This is a genomic window from Streptomyces sp. GESEQ-35, from assembly GCF_017948485.1.
Classification (GTDB): domain Bacteria; phylum Actinomycetota; class Actinomycetes; order Streptomycetales; family Streptomycetaceae; genus Streptomyces.
Window position 1 is genome coordinate 113,968 of record NZ_JAFFSX010000035.1, and the last position, 19,175, is coordinate 133,142.

At 70.6% G+C, this 19,175-nt stretch carries 18 protein-coding genes; 9 read left to right on the top strand and 9 right to left on the bottom strand.

What is annotated here, in order from left to right; all coding sequences use genetic code 11:
• Positions 1-8: 8 nt before the first annotated feature.
• From KCH87_RS43530 to KCH87_RS43545, 4 genes are all read right to left on the bottom strand, one after another.
• A complete protein-coding gene (locus KCH87_RS43530) occupies positions 9-1,616 on the bottom strand; it encodes an MFS transporter (RefSeq protein WP_210593513.1) in 1,608 nt (535 codons plus the stop codon).
• Positions 1,617-1,764: 148 nt separating this feature from the next.
• Entirely contained in the window at positions 1,765-4,248 is a 2,484-nt protein-coding gene (locus KCH87_RS43535; RefSeq protein WP_247197684.1) for a LuxR C-terminal-related transcriptional regulator, read from the bottom strand.
• Positions 4,249-4,536: 288 nt separating this feature from the next.
• Entirely contained in the window at positions 4,537-5,037 is a 501-nt protein-coding gene (locus KCH87_RS43540; RefSeq protein ID WP_210593490.1) for an SRPBCC domain-containing protein, read from the bottom strand.
• Positions 5,006-5,395 carry a helix-turn-helix transcriptional regulator gene (locus KCH87_RS43545; RefSeq protein WP_210593491.1) on the bottom strand — a complete coding sequence of 130 codons (390 nt, stop codon included), beginning with the start codon at positions 5,393-5,395 and terminating at the stop codon, positions 5,006-5,008. Before KCH87_RS43545 ends, KCH87_RS43540 begins: the two co-directional genes overlap by 32 nt.
• Positions 5,396-5,521: 126 nt before the next feature.
• On the opposite strand from KCH87_RS43545, the gene KCH87_RS43550 reads away from it, so the two are divergent.
• On the top strand, positions 5,522-6,454 hold the full coding sequence (locus tag KCH87_RS43550) for a GNAT family N-acetyltransferase (protein ID WP_210593492.1): 933 nt from the start codon (positions 5,522-5,524) through the stop codon (positions 6,452-6,454).
• A gap of 71 nt (positions 6,455-6,525) precedes the next feature.
• Here the strand turns inward: KCH87_RS43550 and KCH87_RS43555 are convergent, their stop codons facing one another.
• A complete protein-coding gene (locus KCH87_RS43555; RefSeq protein ID WP_374199100.1) occupies positions 6,526-8,568 on the bottom strand; it encodes a DUF1996 domain-containing protein in 2,043 nt (680 codons plus the stop codon).
• Between the two features lie 288 nt (positions 8,569-8,856).
• Here KCH87_RS43555 and mgrA point away from each other — a divergent pair, with 288 nt between their 5' ends.
• On the top strand, positions 8,857-9,900 hold the full coding sequence (gene mgrA, locus KCH87_RS43560) for an L-glyceraldehyde 3-phosphate reductase (protein WP_210593493.1): 1,044 nt from the start codon (positions 8,857-8,859) through the stop codon (positions 9,898-9,900).
• 77 nt (positions 9,901-9,977) lie between these two features.
• Entirely contained in the window at positions 9,978-10,664 is a 687-nt protein-coding gene (locus KCH87_RS43565) for a bifunctional 2-polyprenyl-6-hydroxyphenol methylase/3-demethylubiquinol 3-O-methyltransferase UbiG (RefSeq protein ID WP_210593494.1), read from the top strand.
• 4 nt (positions 10,665-10,668) lie between these two features.
• On the opposite strand, the gene KCH87_RS43570 is transcribed toward KCH87_RS43565, so the two are convergent.
• Positions 10,669-11,307 (bottom strand): bifunctional 2-polyprenyl-6-hydroxyphenol methylase/3-demethylubiquinol 3-O-methyltransferase UbiG, encoded by a 639-nt coding sequence (locus tag KCH87_RS43570; protein WP_210593495.1) that lies wholly within the window; start codon positions 11,305-11,307, stop codon positions 10,669-10,671.
• A 258-nt stretch (positions 11,308-11,565) separates the two neighbouring features.
• On the opposite strand from KCH87_RS43570, the gene KCH87_RS43575 reads away from it, so the two are divergent.
• From KCH87_RS43575 to KCH87_RS43600, 6 genes are all read left to right on the top strand, one after another.
• Positions 11,566-12,717 (top strand): S1 family peptidase, encoded by a 1,152-nt coding sequence (locus tag KCH87_RS43575; RefSeq protein WP_210593496.1) that lies wholly within the window; start codon positions 11,566-11,568, stop codon positions 12,715-12,717.
• 185 nt (positions 12,718-12,902) lie between these two features.
• Complete coding sequence (locus KCH87_RS43580; RefSeq protein ID WP_210593497.1) at positions 12,903-13,355, top strand: hypothetical protein; 453 nt, start codon at positions 12,903-12,905, stop codon at positions 13,353-13,355.
• 60 nt (positions 13,356-13,415) lie between these two features.
• Complete coding sequence (locus KCH87_RS43585) at positions 13,416-13,796, top strand: SH3 domain-containing protein (protein ID WP_210593498.1); 381 nt, start codon at positions 13,416-13,418, stop codon at positions 13,794-13,796.
• Between the two features lie 24 nt (positions 13,797-13,820).
• On the top strand, positions 13,821-14,207 hold the full coding sequence (locus KCH87_RS43590; RefSeq protein ID WP_210593499.1) for a hypothetical protein: 387 nt from the start codon (positions 13,821-13,823) through the stop codon (positions 14,205-14,207).
• A 58-nt stretch (positions 14,208-14,265) separates the two neighbouring features.
• A complete protein-coding gene (locus tag KCH87_RS43595; protein ID WP_210593500.1) occupies positions 14,266-14,640 on the top strand; it encodes a peptidase M23 in 375 nt (124 codons plus the stop codon).
• A 184-nt stretch (positions 14,641-14,824) separates the two neighbouring features.
• The gene (locus KCH87_RS43600; RefSeq protein WP_308299059.1) at positions 14,825-15,583 is read left to right on the top strand and encodes a carbonic anhydrase; all 759 of its coding nucleotides are present in this window, start codon (positions 14,825-14,827) and stop codon (positions 15,581-15,583) included.
• A gap of 37 nt (positions 15,584-15,620) precedes the next feature.
• On the opposite strand, the gene KCH87_RS43605 is transcribed toward KCH87_RS43600, so the two are convergent.
• From KCH87_RS43605 to KCH87_RS43615, 3 genes are all read right to left on the bottom strand, one after another.
• Positions 15,621-16,073: an NAD(P)H-dependent oxidoreductase gene (locus tag KCH87_RS43605; RefSeq protein ID WP_210593502.1), complete on the bottom strand. Its 453-nt coding sequence runs from the start codon at positions 16,071-16,073 to the stop codon at positions 15,621-15,623.
• A 59-nt stretch (positions 16,074-16,132) separates the two neighbouring features.
• Complete coding sequence (locus KCH87_RS43610; protein ID WP_210593503.1) at positions 16,133-17,611, bottom strand: MFS transporter; 1,479 nt, start codon at positions 17,609-17,611, stop codon at positions 16,133-16,135.
• A 172-nt stretch (positions 17,612-17,783) separates the two neighbouring features.
• Positions 17,784-19,004, bottom strand: a complete 1,221-nt coding sequence (locus tag KCH87_RS43615; RefSeq protein WP_308299060.1) for a PP2C family protein-serine/threonine phosphatase — start codon at positions 19,002-19,004, stop codon at positions 17,784-17,786.
• Positions 19,005-19,175: the final 171 nt, after the last annotated feature.

The following is a 19,175-nucleotide window of genomic DNA, read 5'->3' on the forward strand; positions in this document are numbered from 1 at the left end:
CCCTCGGGTCAGCGGGGCGGACCCGTCGCCTCGGCCGGCTCCGGTTGCCTGGTTCGGGTCGGGAGATGCCGCGTGACGAGGAAACTCGCGAGGGTGATGCCCCCGGTGGCGAGGATCGCCGCCTTGAGGCCGTCGAGTTGCGCCGAAGCGTACGAGTCGGCAACGGCCTCGACCTCGGTCGGGGGCAGCCCGGCGCGTTCGGCCGCCGAGCGCACCTGTTCGGTGGGGACGAAGGTGATGCCGGCTTCGAGGGCGACGCCGGTCTGCTGCCGTGCCTCCTCCGACAGCCGGGGGTCGGCCTCCACCTGCGTGGTGAAGGCGTGGGCCAGCGCGCCGATGAGCAGCGAGCCGATGAGCGCGGTGCCCAGTGCGGAGCCCAGCTGCTGGGCCGTGAACTGTAGTCCGCCGACCTCGCTGCGTTCCTTCTCGCCGACGCTGGACTGAACGACGTTGCCCAGCTGCGAGGCGAGGAGCCCCATGCCGACGCCGAGCAGGGCCATCGCTCCGGCGAACTGCGCGTCGTCGATGACCGGGTCGATGGTGGCCAGCAGCCACACGATGGCCGCGGCGAGGGTGACCAGGGCCAGCCGGACCACCCGGCGCGGTCCCGCCAGCCGCCCCAGCCGGGCAGCCAGCAGGGAGGTCGCGAGCATGGTGACGGACACCGGCAGCAGCCGCAGACCCGTCTCGAAGGCGTCGAATCCCTGAACCACCTGTAGGTACAGCGGGATGGCGAAGAACAGTCCCAGCAGGATGAGGTTCTGGCTCAGCAACGACATCAGGCCCGCCCGCAGCACGGGCTTGTGGAGCAGCGGCAGATGCACCAGGGGGTCGCTGCCGTGTGCCTCGCGGCGCCGCTCCCAGTGGGCGAAGACGGCGAGTACCGCCACTCCCGCCCCTATGACGAACAGCGTCGGCGCGAACCCCAGCACCGTGAACGGCGGGTTGCGGGGCTGCACCCATCCCCAGGAGCCGCTCTGAAGCACTCCGAACACACCCAGCGCCAGCCCGCCCGCCGAGAGGGCGGCGCCGACCCCGTCCAGCCGCGGACGCGGACCGGTGCGGGGCGCTTCCGTGATCACCCGGTGGAAGCACAGCATGACCGCGACGACCACGACCTCACCGGCGAAGACCAGCCGCCAGGTGAGATACGTCGTCACCCAGCCGCCCAGCAGCGGCCCGACCGCGATCCCCGCGCCGGCCAGTCCGCCGATGACGCCGTAGGCCACGGCCCGGTCCCGGCCGCGGTAGGACTCGGCGACGAGGGCCGCCATGGCGGGCAGCACCATCGCGGCACCGAGTCCTTCGATGACGGACCAGCCCAGCGCGAGCACCCACAGGGTGGGCGCGACGGCGGTCAGGGCCGATCCGGTGCCGTAGACGACGAGTCCCAGGAGGAACAGGCGACGTCGGCCGAAGATGTCTCCGAGCCGGCCGCCGATGATCATGAACGCGGCCATGACCAGTGCGTACAGCGTGATGACGGCCTGGATGGCGGTGACCTCGGTGTCGAAGTCCTCGACCAGTTGACTGATGGAGACGTTCATGACGGACGTGTCCAGGACCATCAGGAACTGGGCGGTACCCAGGACGATCAGAGCCCGCCAGTGGGTCACGGTGTCTCCCTCGCCGAGTCGGCCCGGGATGCCGGCGGAGTCGGCCGGGCAGCGGCCGACCGCGGCCTGCCGCCGCTTCCATGGCATCCGAGCCGGCCACCGGGCGCCTCACCCGCCACGGGCGAGCCTGGCTCTCACCCGCGCGGAGTCACAGCAGCCCCAACTCGCGTGCCCGGCGCACCGCGTCGTTGCGCCGGTTCACCGCGAGCTTTCGGTAGACGCTCTTGAGATGCGTCTTGACGGTGTTCACCGACACGTACAGGTCAGCGGCGATGTCCTCGGTCGACATCATCTGCGCCAGCCGTTGCAGTACGTCGCGCTCGCGTCCGCTCAGCTCCTCCACGACCGGAGCCGTCGCCTGCTCCCGGGGCAGCGGCGGACCGGGGGTGAGCCAGCCGGCGCCCAGCCCTTGCAGGGGTTCCGCACCCAGGAGGGGGCGCAGCCAGGGTCCGGCTTCGAGGAAGGGACGCCGCAGCCGCTCGCGCCGGGCCTCGATCAGCGCCTGGCCGACGAGTCTGCGCGTGGTGGCGGAGTCCCCGGCCATGTCAGCGGCCTGCGCCCGCACGAGCAGGGCCCGGACGGTCAGCGCGGGGCCGGTGCGGCCCTCCGGGTGCGCACCGTCGAGCAGAGCGACCGCCAGATCGGGTTTCCCCGCGGCGAGCTGGGCGCGCGCCGCTCCCACAGTGCACGCCACCTGGTCGTCGGGCAGTGCCTCCAGGATCCTGGCGGCGGCTTCCGGGCGGCCTTCGGCCAGGTGTACGGCTGAGGACACGAGCGCCGTCTGGCCCTCCGCCCAAGGTGAGAGGACATCTGCCAGGACGTCCGGTTCCATCGCTTCCAGGGCGGCCTGTGGGTGGCCGCGGGCCAGCAGCAGCCGGGCCGTGGCGATGGCCCGGCCCGCCTCGGTCACCGGGTCCCGTAGCGCGGGGGGCGAGTCGGCCGCCGCGTCGAGGAGGTACTGGGCCTGCGCCAGTTCGTTGCGGTCCACGGCCACGGCGGCGAGGACCATGCGATCGATGCCGGAGCCGGACGGCGGGTCCCGGCTGAGCCGCTCCGTCTCGCTCATCGCCGCCAGGGCCTTGCGCTCGGCTCTGCCGGGCCAGCCGTTCAGGTAGTCGATCAACGCCAGGTGGCCCAGGGACTCCTCGCGCGGCAGGGCCGTGGCCGCTCCGCCGGATCCGCCGGCCACCGTGGACAGGGCGGCTCGTGCGTCTTCGAAGCGCCCGGCCCACAGGAGCGCCGACCCCAGATGGGTCTTCAGCAGCGCGGTGAGCTCGGGATGCTTGTCCAGGAGGTGCGCGGGGACCCTGTGACGCAGATGAGCGGCGGCTTCCGCGGCCTTCTCGGCACGACCCGGCGATCCGGTCAGCCGGGCCGCCAGGACTTCCAGCAGGGCGCAGCTCAGTTGTGCCGCCGCGGCTTCGGGCGCGTCCTCGGTGAGCCTTTCCTCGGCGTGGTGCAGATGGGTCAGGCCGTGGTCGAGGTCGCTGCGGGACAGCTCACGGGCCGCGCGGACGAGGCTCGTCGCGGGACTCTCGGCCTCGGGGCCCATCCGGGAGAACAGCTCTGCCAGGTCGGCGGCGCGCAGCCCCGTGAAGAGCTGGCCGATGGCGAGGTCCTCGACCAGGGCACCGGCGGTGAACTCCCAGTCGCCGGCGGCGGCACCGTGGACGAGCATCTCCGACAGGAACCCGGAGTGTCGCAGCCACTGTGCCGCCCGCCGGTGGAGCTCGGGCTCAAGACCGGGGGAACGCACGTGCAGGTGCGCGCGGAGGATCTCCCCGAACAGCGGGTGGAGGCGGTACCAGGCGTGCCCGAGGTGCTCGACGAACGCGTTCTCGCGGTGCAGACCGGCCAGCAGAGGTTCGGCGTCGGTGCGCCCCGTCAGCACGTTCGCCAGATCGGGGCAGAAGCGGTCCAGGACGCTGATCCGCAGCAGGAGGTCCTGCGTCTCGGCGGCCTGCCGCTTGAGCACCTCGGCCAGCAGGAAGTCGGCCACCGTGCTGCGGTCCGCTTCGAACTCCTTCAGATAGAGCTCGGGGTCCGGTCTGTCCAGCGCGGCCAGGACGCACAGGCGCAGGCCGGCGGCCCATCCGCGGGTGCGTTCCACGAGCCCGTGCACCGCGGTGGCGCCGAGGTGCAACCCGTGCTGGGCGAGCAACGTGGCCGCCTCCTCGGGAGTGAAGGCGAGCTCCGCTCCCCTGATCTCCGTCATGGCATCGGCGGCCCGGTAACGGTGCAGTGGGAGCAGCGGTTCGGTGCGGGTGACCAGGATCAGGTGCAGGTCCGTCCCGGCGTTGTGCAGGACGAATTCCAGTTGATCGGCGATCTCCGGTGCGGACACACGGTCGAACTCGTCGAGCACGACGATCTCCGGCCGGTCGCGGGTGCTCAGATGGGCCGCGAGCCGAGCGAGCATCGTGTGGTCCACACGGTTCACGTCCGAGGGCCGGCCGACCGATGCGGGCACCTGCGTGCCGGAACCGCGCAGGGCCTGCATCAGGTACGCCCAGAACATTCCGGGGCCCTGGTCCACCGCGTCGGCGGTGAGCCAGACGACGGGCAGGTCCAGCCCCGCGGCCCAGTCGGCGACCAGCAGGGTCTTGCCCGCGCCGGCGGCTCCGTTGACCATGGTCAGCGGCGTCCGGAGAGCCTGGTCGAGGTGCCTGACCAGCCTGTCCCTCCGGAGGAAGGTGGCAGGTCGCGTGGGTACGGCGAAACTCGCCCGCAGGAATGGATCTCCCAGGGGATCGACACACGGGCTGGTCGGTCCCGCCCTCTTCTCCTCGGTGCCGGCCACGTCACGCACCCCCACGGTCCGTCAGGGCATGGGCAGCGTTCTTCCCCTCAGGATCCCAGCGTTTCCCCGCATGCGCGCGCGGTCTCTCAGGGCCGCGGCGCCACAGGTCCGGGCCGGCGCTCAGCCGACGGCGGGGCCGGCCAGAACGGTGTCGATCTGGTTCATCGAAGCGGTCATGCCCTCGTCCATGCCCATCGACAGCAGCTGCTTCATCGCCTCGGGCGTCGCGAACGTACTCTCCACCGTCATCACCGTGGACGTCCCGTCGGCCGAAGTGAGCCGCACCCGGACGGTCGTGGTGGGCATCTCGGGGTTGGGACGGCCGGCGTCGTCGGAGAATCCGTCCTCGAACTCCAGGCGATGCGGGGCGTCCACGGACAGGATGCGCCACCAGCCATGGTGCTTGTCGCCTTCCGGCCCGGTCATGAAGTACGCGACCCTGCCGCCCGGGGCCAGGTCATGGTCGACGACGGTTGCGGGATAGGTCGGCGGGCCCCACCACCGTTCCAGCTGACGGGGGTCCTGCCATACCTGCCACACCCGCACGGGCGGGGCGTCGAACCGTGCGGTGAGTGTCAGGGTCAGCGCTTCAGGATTCTTCTGAACGTCCATCACTGTCATGCCTCTGCTCCTTCGTGTCTCCCGGGTCCGGCTCGGCGAGGATCGCGCCGATCCGGTCGATACGTCCTCGCCACAGGGCCGCCAGCTGGTCCAGCAGCCCATGGACCTCGCGCAGTGCGTCGGCGTTGCCCCGCACCCGCTGCTCCCGGCCCTGTCTGTGCTTCGTGACCAACCCTGACTGTTCCAGCACCGCCACGTGTTTCTGGACGGCCGCAAAACTCATCGGGAACCGCCGGGCCAGGTCCGAGACCGAATACTCACCGGCCAGCGTCAGCGCAACGATCTCGCGCCGGGTCGCGTCCGCCAGGGCGTGGAAGAGGCGATCAGCGCGGTCGCCGGACCTCTGATCTACAACCATTGGGTTGTACGTTAGCGGTGCCCAAGGCCCCACGCAACACCCCCGGCGCACGGGACCCAGGGACTCCCGTTGGCCGTGCGGCATTAATCCATTGCGGTCGTTCCTCGCCCCCCGGACCCTGGCCGCATGTCCTACGCCCTGCGCTCCGCCGGACTCATCGACGCGCCCGCCATCACCGGACTGCTCAACGACATCGACCGGATCGAGATCGGCTGGCCCGAGACCGACCTGCACACGGTCGAAGCCGATCTGAAGCACCCGGAAACCGACCTGGAACAGGACTCCTGGCTGGCCTTCCACAGGGACCGGCCGGTGGCCTACGGACTGCTGTGGGACGAGTCAGGTGGCGAGCGCATCGACGTCGACCACTATGTGCTCCCCGATCACCAGCAGGCCGGGCTGCGCGTTCTGGCGGCGATGGAGGCCAGGGCCCTGGTCAAGGCCGGCGCGAACGGCGCGGCCAGGGCAGTGGCGCATCTGCATCTCAACACCGGGCCCACACTCGACACGGCACTGATCCGCGCGCGGGGCTGGTCCGTCGTACGGCGCTATCACGTCCTGCACCGCCCCCTGGATCCCGCCCGGGACCTTGTGCCACAGGCACCGCCGGGGGTGCGTCTGCGAGCGTGCACCGAGGAGGCGGACCGGGTACGCGTTCACGCGTTGTACCAGGACGGGTTCGCCCAGCACTTCGACTTCCAGCCACGCACCTACCGGCAGTGGCTGCACGACATCGACGCCGAGACCCTCGACTGGTCCCTAGTGTGGATCGTGAGCGCCGAGGACCTGGGCGACGTCGGATTCCTGATCGCCCGTGACGACCGCGAGGCCATGGGGTGGATCGGGAGCATCGGCGTACTGCGCGAAGCCCGCGCCCGTGGCCTCGGCGGCCTGCTGTTGCGGCATGCGTTCGCCGTCTTCGCCACGCGGGGACGGGACACCGTGGGTCTCGGCGTGGACACGGCCAACGCCACCGGGGCTCCCGGGCTGTATGCCCGCCACGGCATGACCGTCCGCTACGCCGTCGACACGTGGGAAGCAGTCCTCCCGCAGCGATAGGAGACATGAACGGCGGCCGGACCTGGCTCGCAGGTCCGGCCGCCGTTCATGTGCCCGCGGGGGGGTCGGTGTCAGGCCGAGCCGCGTCCCATGCGGCGCAACAGGAACAGGCCGCAGATCACGAGCACCGCCCCGGCCGCAGCCGGCCACAGCTGCGCGCCGGTGTCGGCGAGTCCGCCTCCGACGCCCTGCGGTTCGGTCTGTGACGCCTGCTGGTCGGACGCGTCGTCGTTCGCGACCGGCTCCTGCGTTGCCGCGGACCCGATCTCCTCATCCTGTCCTCCGTCGCCCTGGGCAGGGGCGGCCGCGTCGGACTGTTCGGAGGTCGGTGTGGCGTAGACCTCGGGTTCCTCCGCCGGCTCCGAGGGGTTCTCGGCGCCGTCCGCCGGCTCCGTGCCCGGATTCTCGGCCGGGGGCTCCTCGGTCTGCTGGTCGTTCCCCGGGTCGTCGGGAGTGGCCTCGTCGTTGCCGCCGGACGGCTCGTCGGCGGGCGGTGCCGACTGCTCGGGCTCCTCGGCGGGCGGCGCAGACTGCTCAGGCTCCTCGGCGGGCGGCGTCGGCTGCTGGGTCTCTTCACCCGGACCCGAGCCGTCGCCGTCACCCGGCTCAGCTCCCACACCACACTGCTGACCGCCGTTGATGCAGTCCACCATCTCGTTCATCAGGTCCTCGTCGAAGACGTTGATGAAGTCCCCATGGTCGGTGACCGGCTTGTGCAGCTGCTCCGGGAAGGAGTCGACCGCGAACAACGGAGTCGTACGGCCGCCGTCGTCGAGGCTCGGTGCGTCGACGTCGTAGACGATGCGCTGCACCAACTGCGGGATGGCCTCGAACCCCTCGGGGCAGATGCCCTCGGCGTTGGCGAACGCCACGTGGGTGCGGTGGTTGGCGCTGTCGATGTTCTGGCCGTCCCAGCAGCTCTGGAACTTGAAGGTGCGTACCACGTCGCTGCCCTCGGGGCAGAGCGGGTACTTGTCCTTCAGCTGCCGGTCCTCGAAGCCGGTGCAGCTCCACGACGCGTTTGCGTTGGCGGTGCCGTTGACGGCCGCCTTGGCGTCGCCGGTGATGATGCGCAGGAACCGCGGCATAGCCGTGACCTCGCCCTGCGGGCTGCCCACGAAGTCCAGCGTGACCTGCTTGGGCGTGACGATCTCGCCGGCGTTGCCTTCGATGCCGCCGCCGGGAGAGTTCGCGTCCTGCTCCTGGGTGCCGTTCTGCAGACGCACGACGGGCCAGTAGTACGTGGACTTGTCGCCCTGGTCCGTGCAGCTGGTGTCGGCGGCGGCCAGGTCGTCGTCGCTCGCGAAGGCGTCGTTGGACTGGTTGCCGACGTAGTCGTGGAAGTGGTGCGCGCCGTTGGTGACGCCCGGGGCGACGATCACGTTGTCGGAGTTGAACAGGCCGTTCTCGTTGACCCCGCAGCTGGTGGCGAAGGTGCCGCGGGAGGCGTTCGCCTCGAGTGCCGGGTTCTGCACATTGGGCTGGACTGCGGTGATGTCCGCGTAGTCCCCGGCCACGGGGCCGTTGCCGGCCGGCTGCTCGCCCCCGCCCTGGTCGCCCTGCTGTTCCTCCCCCTGGTCCTCGCCCGTCTGACCGTCGCCGCTGCCTGCCTGGTCCTGGCCGTTCTGCTCGCCGTTCTCGACCTGGGCCTCGGGGACGCGCAGTTCGCAGGGCGCGAGGGCATCGAGTCCGTCGGGGCGGTCCCCGGCGCCGTCGATGGCCTGCGCGATGCGCTCGATCGTGGCCGCCCTGTCCTCCTTCAGCGGATTCATGATCGCGCCGTCGACGGAAGCTCCGTCCTGCTGCGCGGCCTGGGCCTCCCTCAGACGCTGGTAGGCGTCGGTGATCTGCTGGTCCAGGAGGGCGAGTTCCCGGTCGACGTCTGTGCGCGCCGCGTCCGGCACCGCCGTCAACCGGCTGCCCACGTCCGGGCAGTCGATCGTGGCGGCTCCTGAGGCAAGGGCCTGGTCGGACCCGCTCTGTGCTGCGCCGACTTCGGTCGCCGACGCGTAGACGTTCGCGGCTATCAGTCCCCCTCCGCCCAGCATCAGGGCGACCGCTGCAAAGGTCGCGCGCCGCTTGCCCGTTGGTCGTCTGCGCGAGGTGCGAGTCAAGGCAGTACTCCTACGCGTGTGGATCTGCTCGGCATGGAATCCCCTCGCCCCATACGGAGCTGGGCCCTCGCGTGTTCAAACCCCTCACAGATTCATGGAAACTTCTCAGGGAGCCCGGGGAGCACACAGGCGAGCACACGCCCCCAGGGCTCCGAGCCCATTCAGAAGCGCGATCGCTCAATGACATGACGGCAACCTGTTGGACTTCACGATCACGCAGGAGCACTGTGAGCATGCCCCCGCGATTCCGGCGGGGCGCTCCTCACTGCACCATCCGGAGACCACCCGATGAACCACATCGCGCATCCCGAGCGCTACAACGGCACCATGCGCTACCGGCGCACCGGACGCTCGGGACTCGACCTGCCCCTGCTGTCCCTGGGCTACTGGCACAACTTCGGGGACGACCGCGCCTTCGACACCCAGCGCGAGATCGCTCTGCGCGCCTTCGACCTCGGAATCACCCACCACGACCTGGCGAACAACTACGGCCCGCCGTACGGGGCCGCGGAGATCAACTTCGGCCGTCTGATGCAGCGGGACCTCGCCCCGTACCGGGACGAGCTGGTGATCTCCACCAAGGCCGGCTGGGACATGTGGCCCGGGCCCTACGGCCAGGGCGGCGGCTCCCGCAAGTACGTCCTCGCCTCGCTCGACCAGTCGCTGCGCCGCACGGGGCTGGAGTACGTGGACATCTTCTACTCCCACCGTCTCGACGCGACCACCCCGCTCGAAGAGACGATGGGCGCCCTCGACACCGCCGTACGCCAGGGCAAGGCCCTCTACGTCGGCATCTCCTCCTATGACGCCGAACGCACCCGGCAGGCGGCCGCCATCCTCCGGGAGCTGGGCACCCCGCTCCTGATCCATCAGCCGTCGTACAGCATGGTCAACCGCTGGATCGAGACCGACGGTCTGCTCGACGCCGCGCAGGAGGAGGGCTTCGGAGTCATCGGGTTCACGGCGCTCGCCCAGGGGCTGCTGACCGGGCGCTACCTCAATGGCATTCCCGACGACTCGCGGGCCGCGCAGAGCACGTCCTTCGACACCACCTGGCTGTCCCAGGACATGCTGCACAGGCTGCGCGCCCTCAACGACATCGCCGCCCGCCGTGGGCAGACCCTGGCCCAGATGGCCCTGGCCTGGGCGCTGCGTGACGAACGCGTCACCTCTCTCGTCATCGGCGCGTCGCGGACCGAACAGCTGGATCAGAACGTCGCCGCGCTGGAGAACCTCGACTTCAGCAGCGAAGAGCTGGCGGAGATCGACAAGTACGCGGGCGACGGTGGCGTGGACCTGTGGCAGGACGCCCGTCTCGGAAAACTCGACTGACGCGCTGCGGGTGCGCTCCGCGCACCCGCACGGCGATCGCTCAGGCCGGTTGTGCGCCGTCCGGCCCTGCTGCAACGATGCCCCGGCACACGCGTCGCGAAGGGGGCAGGGTGACCGCTCAGGACCAACCACCGCCGGCCGTAGCGGTGTTCGACGCGTTGGGGGCCGCGTACGAGAAGGCCTTCGCGCATTCCGAGGCGCATCGGGCCTCGCTGGAATGGCTGCTCGGCCGTCTCGCCCCCGGCAGCCGTGTGCTGGACGTGGGCAGCGGCACGGGGCGGCCCACCGCCCGGACGCTCGCCGCGGCGGGACACGGCGTCCTCGGTATCGACGTCTCCCCCGTCATGGCGGACCTCGCGACCCGGCAGGTGCCCGACGCCACCTTCCGATGTGCCGACATCCACGAAGTGTCCCTCGATGACGGCGCGTTCGACGCCGTCTGTGTGTACTTCTCCCTGTTGCAGATGTCCCGGCGGGAGCAGTCCGACCTGGTGCGGCGCCTGGTGCGGGCGCTCAAGCCCGGCGGACACATGGCGCTCGCCACCGTGCCGCTCGACGTCGAGGGCGTCGAGACCGTCTTCATGGGGCAGCCGGTGCGCGCGACCAGCTTCGCCGCCGAGGACTTCACCGCCATGCTGACCGACGCGGGCCTGGCCGTCCTCGCCGAGGAGAACGTGATGTTCGCGCCGGCGCTCCCCGAGGCCGCGCCCGAACCGCATCTGTTCGTGGGCTGCCGGCGGGAGGCGACGGCTACGGCGGGCTGACCGGTCAGTCGCCGTTACGCCGGATCCGCCACACGTTGTCGTCCCGGTGGCCCTCGATCCCGTCGGGCGAGACGCTCGGCCTGCGGACCGTCTCCCGTGTCTCGACGGCCCAACTTGCGTCGGGCAGGGCGAGTTGGGCGAGAACGCCGTCCAGCGTGGGGAACTCCGCGTCGAAGGGCGGTTCGGTCTGCCACGACGGCCAGGCGGCGTGCATCACGATCAGCAGGGTGCCGTCGGCGGCGACCGCTTCGGCGGCCCGCCGCAGCACCCCCTCCTGGTCGATTCCCACCGGGGACTGCAGATAGTGGGCGCTCACCAGGTCGAAGCCTCCCTGCGGAAAGGTCTCGCCCAGTTCATGCCGCTCCCAGACGATCCTGTCGCCGACGCCGGCCTCGACAGCGTGCTCGGCGGCCCGTTCGAGCGCGGTGACGGAGATGTCGATCCCGGTGACACGCCAGCCGCGCGACGCCAGCCACACCGCGTCCCCGCCCTCACCGCACCCCAGGTCGAGGGCACTTCCCGGGCGGAGGTCCGCCACCTCACGCACGAGCAGCTCGTTCGGGCGCCCGCTCCACACTCGGGTGCTGTCCCGGTAGCGGGCCTCCCAGAAAGCGGCGGGCCGGGTGACGGGGGTGTCGGTCATGGCGTCTCCTCACGGGATACGGGCTCGTGAAGTGGGCGGGCCCGCGAAGGAAGCCTCCGCCGACACAGGACGTGACCCAAGCGAAATTGCCGGTTTCGCAAATCACCAGCAGCGTCGGCACCTCCCCGCCGAACAATCCCGCGCATTGGCATGGACCTGATAGACCTGCGTGGCTAAGCTCTGCTCAACCCTGGTGAGAGCGCTCTCAGTTTGCGGTTGTTCCACCCCACCTAGTTGGAACGACGAAGGGCAACTTCCATGAGACGCACCAGACTCATGCACGCCGGCCTGGCCGCCCTGTTCATGCTCGGCAGCTGGGCAGCCGCCGGAACCCTGCCGGCCTCCGCAAGCGACTCCCCCGACGCACCGCCGGCCTCCGCGGGACTGCTTCAGGCGATGCAGCGGGACTTCGGACTGACGAAGGACGAGGCCGAAGCACGACTGGCGGCCGAGCGTGCCGCCGGTGACATCGCCCCCGCGGCACGCCGGGCGGCCGGCGCCGCGTACGGCGGTTCGTGGTTCGACGCCAAGAGCGGTCGGCTCACCGTGGCCGTCACGTCCGAGGCCTCCGCCACGACCGTACGGGCCGTCAAGGCGGCCGGCGCCACCGTACGCAGTGTCGAGCACAGCGCGCGGCAGCTCGACGCGGCGAAGGCACGTGTCGACCGGCTGTCCGCACCCTTGGGCGTGAGTAGTTGGCATGTCGATCCGACCGCCAACACCGTCGTGGTGAACGTGGTCGAGGACGAGCGCGCTGACAACGATGTCCAGCGCTTCGTCTCCCGGGCCCGCGAGGCCGGCCCGGTCACCGTACGGACCGTCCCGGCCGCGCCACAGACCTTCGCGGCGGGCACCGTCGGCGGCGACCCCTACTACACCGGCAACGTCCGGTGCTCCATCGGCTTCTCGGTGCACGGCGGCTTCGTCACGGCCGGGCACTGCAGCGGCGCAGGCGCCGGAGTGAACGGCTGGGACGGCTCGTACATCGGCAACTTCCAGGGCTCCTCGTTCCCGGACAACGACTACGCCTGGGTCAACGTCGGCAGCGGCTGGTGGACGGTACCGGTGGTCCTCGGCTGGGGCACGGTCCCGGACCAGTTGGTGCGCGGCTCGTCCGTTGCGCCCGTTGGCAGCTCCATCTGCCGCTCCGGCTCCACCACGCACTGGCACTGCGGCACCGTGCTGGCCATGAACGAGACCGTCAACTACAGCCAGGGCGCCGTGCACCAGATGACCAAGACCAGCGTCTGCGCCGAACCCGGCGACTCCGGCGGCTCGTTCATCAGCGGTGACCAGGCACAGGGGGTCACCTCGGGAGGCTGGGGCAACTGCTCCGGCGGCGGCGAGACCTGGTTCCAGCCCATCAACGAGATCCTGGGCCGCTACGGGCTGACCCTGCACACAGCCTGACCCCGCACGACGACACAAGGCTCCGCCGGGACGCCCCGGCGGAGCCTCCCCCCTCCCTGACAATTGTCAGGTGCCGCGGGTGCGCTGACGGCCCCTAAGGTCGCGGACGAGGGCGATGACCAGCCATGGAGCGGGTCACCGCCCGGCCGTACAGCCACGAAACCGCGACACATGAAAGGGGGCACATGCGCCGCCGTTCGCTCAGGACGCTGCTCATTTCCGGAGGTGCCGCCGCACTGCTGGCACTGACCACGCCGTTCACCGCTCAGGCCGCGCCGCATTCGGGCGGCAACTACGGGGCCTACGCCCGCGAGGGCCAGTACCCCACCGTCTCCGGCTGCTCGGGCACGTTCCGTCAGGTCGGCGCCACCCAGCACGCAGAGGGCATGGCGCTGAAGTACTTCTACTCCGACGGCTGCGGTTCCTTCGCCCGGATCGAGAACTCCCGGGCCAACTGCGCGGCCGTGCTGGAGCGTTCCGACTCCGGAGCCGCGCGCCCCGACGGGTGGGTCTCCGAGACCGTCGACTCGGGCATCGACTACGCCTTCACGAAGATCGGCAACAACCTCGCCGGCCGGGTCTCGCACGCGATGCTCGTCTGCGACGGCCATGTCCTGGCCCAGACGGGCTGGTACTGAGCCACCCGCACCGCCCATCACAGCCACACAGCCACGCCCAAGCACAGGGGGAACAGCACCATGACCACGCGCATCGTCACCAGGGCCGCACTCGTCGGCGCCGGGGCACTCGCCCTGCTCGGCCCGCTCACCGCCACGACCGCCGTCGCGGCTTCCGACGCGGACCGGGGCAGCGGCAGCGACCGTGTACTGGCGGCGCCGTACGCCGTCGTCCCGTACGAGACCGTCAACGTCCGCCAGGGCCCGGCAAGTTCGACCGCCGAGGTCGGCAGTGTCGCGGCGAACCAGCCGCGCGGCGCCTACTGCTGGACGCGCGGCGAGACCATCAGCGACCACGGCTACACCAACGACGTCTGGGTGAAGCTCGTGGAGGGCTATGTCAGCGCCGTCTACCTCAAGGGCAACGAGTACGGCGACCTGCCCGCCTCCGCGACCTGCTGACCCGCGCCGAAGGAGGCATACGCCATGCGCAAGAGGATCGGACTGCTTGCCGCCGCCGGGGCCCTCGCCCTGGTCGGCGCCACGGCCCCGACGGCCGCCGCCGACGGACACGGACAGGGCTACTACGGCGTCTGGGCAAGCAACGTCAACGTCCGTGAGGTCTACCCCGACGCCTGCTGGGACCACCCGTCCACGACCAACTGCCCGTCCGTACTGGGGCAGGTCAGCGCACCGACCGAGGTCTTCGTGCGCTGCCAGTTCCCCGGTCAGACGATCGGCGGGAACCCGTACTGGGTCGTCGTCGAGGTGCCCGGCTGGACCCACTACGGGGTGATGCCCAGCTACTACATCGACAACGCCAGCAACTGGATCGACGGGGTACCCACGGACTGCGTCTGGGCCGGCGGCTGACCGCCGCGCCGCACCCGTCACCACACCACACCGCACACCACAACCGGGGGACACACCCATGAAGAAGCTCATCCGCCGCTCCGCCACCGCCCTCGCCGTGGCCACGCTCGCCGCCGGGGCTCTCGCCGGCACGGCCCAGGCCGCTCCGACCGCGGCGAACGACGGCGACCCGACGCTCACCGACGTCTACATCTGGGCGACCGACGTCAGCCTGCGCGAGGACACGAACACCTCGTCCAACGTGCTCGCTGTCCGCTCGCAGTACTGGCTGGACGCTGTGTGCCAGAAGCAGGGCCAGACCGTCAGCGACCCCGCAGTGGGGACGAACAACTGGTGGACCGCGGTCCAGGAGTTCGCCGGCAGCGACATCGCCTGGGTCAACAACCTGTACCTCCAGGGCGGCGAGAAGATCGAAGGCGTTCCCGACTGCTGACACCAGCCGGTCGGGCGCTACGGCATGAGGGGCGAGCCAGGTCACCGGCTCGCCCCTCGGTCTGCCATGCGCAGCCCTCGATATGCCCAAGGGGGATTCATCATCCGATCATGAATCGGTCACGCCCGACCATGATTGGGCAACGAAAGACACCGGATTCGAACCCGCACATACGTTCTGCTCCGTGAACTCTCATGTCACTTCCCACACTTCAGTCGGCTTCGAGCCGACTCCCGCACCACCCGCCCGGCGTGCACTCCTGCGGGCCGGACTGACCGGGGCCGCTGTCCTCGGCGCCGTGTCCGCCGGGGTCTCCACCGCCTCCGCGGCCACACCCACCGCCACCACCCGGCCTCGTCCCACCACGCCCGCAGAAGCCCTGCGTGCGCTCGCCGCCGGAAACCGGCGCTGGCGCACCTTCCGTGAACAGCACCCGGACGAGACGGCCGCGGTGCGGACGGAGCTGACGTCCGGTCAGCATCCCTTCGCGCTCATACTCGGCTGCATCGACTCCCGAGTTCCCCCGGAGCTGGTCTTCGACCAGGGCCTGGGCGACCTGATGACCGTGCGGTCGGGCGGTGAGGTGCTGGACGAGGCGGTGCTCGGCAGCGTCGCTTACGGCGTGCTCGAACTCGGCATACCGCTCGTCATGGTGCTCGGTCACCAGTCGTGCGGCGCCGTGCGGGCCGCCGTCGAGTCGGACGAGTCCGGTGCGCAACTGCCGGCCCACATCCAGTACCTGGCCGACCAGATCAAGCCGGCCATCGACCGCAGTGTGGAGGGCGACGCCCGCGTCGACGCCACGATCGACGCCAACGTACGGCTCATACACTCGCGGCTCGCCGCCGAGCCCGACCTCGCGGCCAAGGTCGCCGGCGGCCAACTGGCCATCGTGGGCGCCCGCTACGAGCTGAACACGCAGCTCGTCCACAGCATCGTCTGACGGTCCGGAGGGGCGCGTGACCCGCGCCCCTCCTCTCTCAGCTCATCAGCCCGGCGGCGACCGTCGCGCCCAGTTCCCAGCACGCGTCGGTGTCGGCCTTGTCCGGCGTGCCGGTCACGGTCACCGCCTCCGCCGTACGCCGCCAGCCCAGGCCCGTCGTGATCGACTCGATCCCGCGGACGGCTCCGGTGACATCGCTTCCACCGTGTACGTAGTAGCCGAACGGCCTGCCCCGTGTCTCGTCCAGGCAGGGGTAGTACACCTGGTCGAAGAAGTGCTTCAGCGCGCCGGACATGTAGCCGAGGTTCGCGGGAGTGCCGAGCAGGTATCCGTCCGCGGCGAGCACGTCGGATGCCGTGGCGGACAGCGCCGCCCGTCGTTCGACCCGGACGCCCTCGATCTCCGGCGCCGTCGCCCCGGAGACGACGGCTTCGAACAGCGCCTGGCAGTTCGGCGACGGCGTGTGATGCACGATCAGCAAAGTGGCCACACAGCGAACCCTGCCGTCCCGGCCGCGTCGGTCGCAAGCCGCACCGCGGGCGACACGCCTCAGGGCACCGGGCCCACCCCACCCTTGAGGCGTTCCAGGTCGGAGGGGCGGACCTGGATCACCAACAGGGCGATCACCGCGGCGATACCGGTGAAGATCGCCGCCACGATGAAGGCGGCGGAGACTCCGGAGGCGAGGATCTCGTCGGCCCACGGGGCAGGGAGTTGACCGGTGCGTTCGAAGCGCAGCCGCTCGGCGGGGGTCGCCTGGGCGAGGAAGTCCGGGATCTGTTTGTCCGCCTCGTTGTTGCTGGCCGTGCCGAACATGGTGACCAGGATGGACAGTCCGAGGGAACCGCCCACCTGTTGGGTGGCGTTGAGGAGGCCGGAGGCGGCGCCGGTCTCGTGGGTGGGCACGTTGGACAGGGCCATCAGGGTCAGGGACACGAACTCCATGCCCATGCCCAGGCTGAAGACGAGGATCGGGCCCAGGACGCTGCCCGCGTAGGTGGAGTGGACGTCGGTCAGAGTCAGCCAGCCAAGGCCCACGGCGGCCAGGATCGCTCCCGTCACCATGAACGGCTTCGGCCCGTATTTCGGCAGGAGTTGGGAGGCCAGGCCCGCACCCACGGCGATGACCGCGCTCACCGGCAGGAAGGCCAGGCCGGTCAGGAGCGGGCTGAAGTCCAGCACGTTCTGGACGAAGAGGGTGAGGAAGAAGAACATGCCGAAGATCGCGGCGGCAAGGCTCAGCATCATCCCGTAGGTGCCCGCCCGGTTGCGGTCGGCGAACATGTGCAGGGGCGTGATGGGCTGCTTGGAGCGGCGTTCGACGAGGATGAACAGCACCAGGATCACCACGGCCGCGCCGAACGAGGCCAGGGTGAGCGGGTCCCGCCAGCCGTCCTGGGCAGCCCGGATGAACCCGTACACCAGCAGGACCATGCCGACGGTCGAAGTGAGTGCGCCGGTCAGGTCGAAGTGGCCCGGGTGGCGCTCGGACTCCCGGATCCAGCGCGGGGTGGCCAGCACGATGAGCAGCGCGATCGGCACATTGACGAACAGCACCCAGCGCCAGTTGAGCCACTCCACCAGCATGCCGCCGGCCAGCAGCCCGATCGCGCCGCCGCCCGCGGAGACCGCGGCGAAGACACCGAACGCCCGGTTGCGCTCGGGGCCTTCGCGGAACGTCGTACTGATCAGGGCGAGGGAGGTCGGGGACGCGATGGCGCCGCCGACGCCCTGGAGGGCGCGGGCCGCGAGGAGTTGGCCGGAGTTCTGCGACAGTCCGCCCAGCAGCGAGGCGAGAGCGAACAGCAGCACGCCGAAGATGAACACGCGCCGTCTGCCGAGGATGTCACCGGCCCGCCCACCGAGCAGCAGCAGTCCGCCGAAGGTCAGCGTGTAGGCGTTGACCACCCAGGACAGGCTGGTGGTGGAGAAGTCGAGCTCGCGCTGGATCTCCGGAAGCGCGATGTTCACGATGGTGATGTCGAGCACCACCATCAACTGGCAGGAGGCGATGACCAGAAGCGCCATCGCGCTGCCCCGGCCACCGCCCTCTTGCTCTTGCCGGGTGGTGGCCCGCGCTTGGGGTGCTGGCTGCGGGCTCGTCATGGAGGTTCGCCGTACGGCGGGTCAGGGGCCGGTTCCGGCCACCATTCGACCGTACGCCGCCGCCCGGCGGACTACCACTCGAATCACCTGATCATCAGGGCCGGTGTCGCAGACGAGCCGCGAGGGCCGCCACGTCGTCGTCCGCCGCCTCGGCGCCCAGGCGGTGGAGGACCTCGTCGAGGAGGTGGGAGACGTCGAGGTCGGGATGCACGTGGATGTGGGCCAGCCGGGCGAGGGAGGCGTCGATGTCCTCGTCCCGGCGTTCGACGAGACCGTCGGTGAACATCAGCAGGGTGTCCTCGGTGCTGAGCGGCACGGTGGCCGAGTGGTAGTCGGAGAGGCCGGTGCCGAGGGGCGGGCCGACGGGCAGATCGATCAGCTCGCCGGTGCCGTCCCGGTGGAAGACGGCGGGCGGCAGATGGCCCGCGCTGGAGAAGGCCGCGGTCCCGCGCGCGGGGTCCAGGAGGGCGAGCAGACAGGTCGCGGGACGGCGGTGGCTGTCCTCCGACATCGAGGTGTCCATCTGACGCAGGATCCGATGGGGTGGCAGGTCGGTGGAGGCGACGTAGCGCAGCATCGAACGGTAGGCGTTCATGTCGACGGCGGCGTCCAGGCCGTGGCCCATGACGTCGCCGATGACCAGGAGGGTACGGCCGTAGTGCAGACGGACGGTCTCGTACCAGTCGCCGCCGACGAGGGCGCCGCTGCCGAGGGGGAGGTAGCGGGTGGCCATGTCCAGGTTGGGGTGCGGCTGACTGGGCGCGAGGAGCAGCACCTCCTGGAGGTTGAGGACCGTCTTCTGGGCCGCGTGATGTTCGGCGGCGTGGTGCAGGTGGGCGGCGGCCAGACGGGCGGCGTAGTGGGCCACGGCCGCTTCGTCGTCGGTGAAGACCCGGTCGGTGCGGACGGCGAGGACCACTCCGAAGACGCGGTCCCAGGCCAGGAGCGGAACGGAGAGCGCGGCCAGCCGGTTGCCGCCTGCCCGGGTGAACGACGCGGTGAGGGGGCGGCCCTCGTCCAGGGCGCGGACCAGGACGTCGCCGCGCGGTGTCCTGCGCAGGTCGTCCAGCAGGTCGCGGCGGCCCGCTGCCGCCACGGGACGCAGGGAGCCCGGTGGGGCGTCGGGCTCCCGGTCCTGCGGAAAGAGGTCGACGGCCGCGGCGTCGCAGAGCACCTCGGCGAGGAAGGCGGCGAGTTCGGCGCCCGTCTTGCGTTCGTCGAGAGTCGTGCCGATGGCGGCCACGGCCCGTTCCGCAAGGGCGAAGCGGTCGGCCGAGGCCGTTGCGGGTCGGGCAGCCCGGTCGTCTTCCACCACATCCCTTTCCTCCGTATTCACTCCAGTATCGGGGGATGTGTTCCGACGGTGATGCCGCACCGCGCGCCGACCGGCACACGAACCGTTTCCGGCCCAGGGGTCCGGTTCCCGTCGCCCAGGTGCGGACCGGGCGCGTCGTGGCGCATTCTTGCTGTGTCGCCCGAGTGGCGG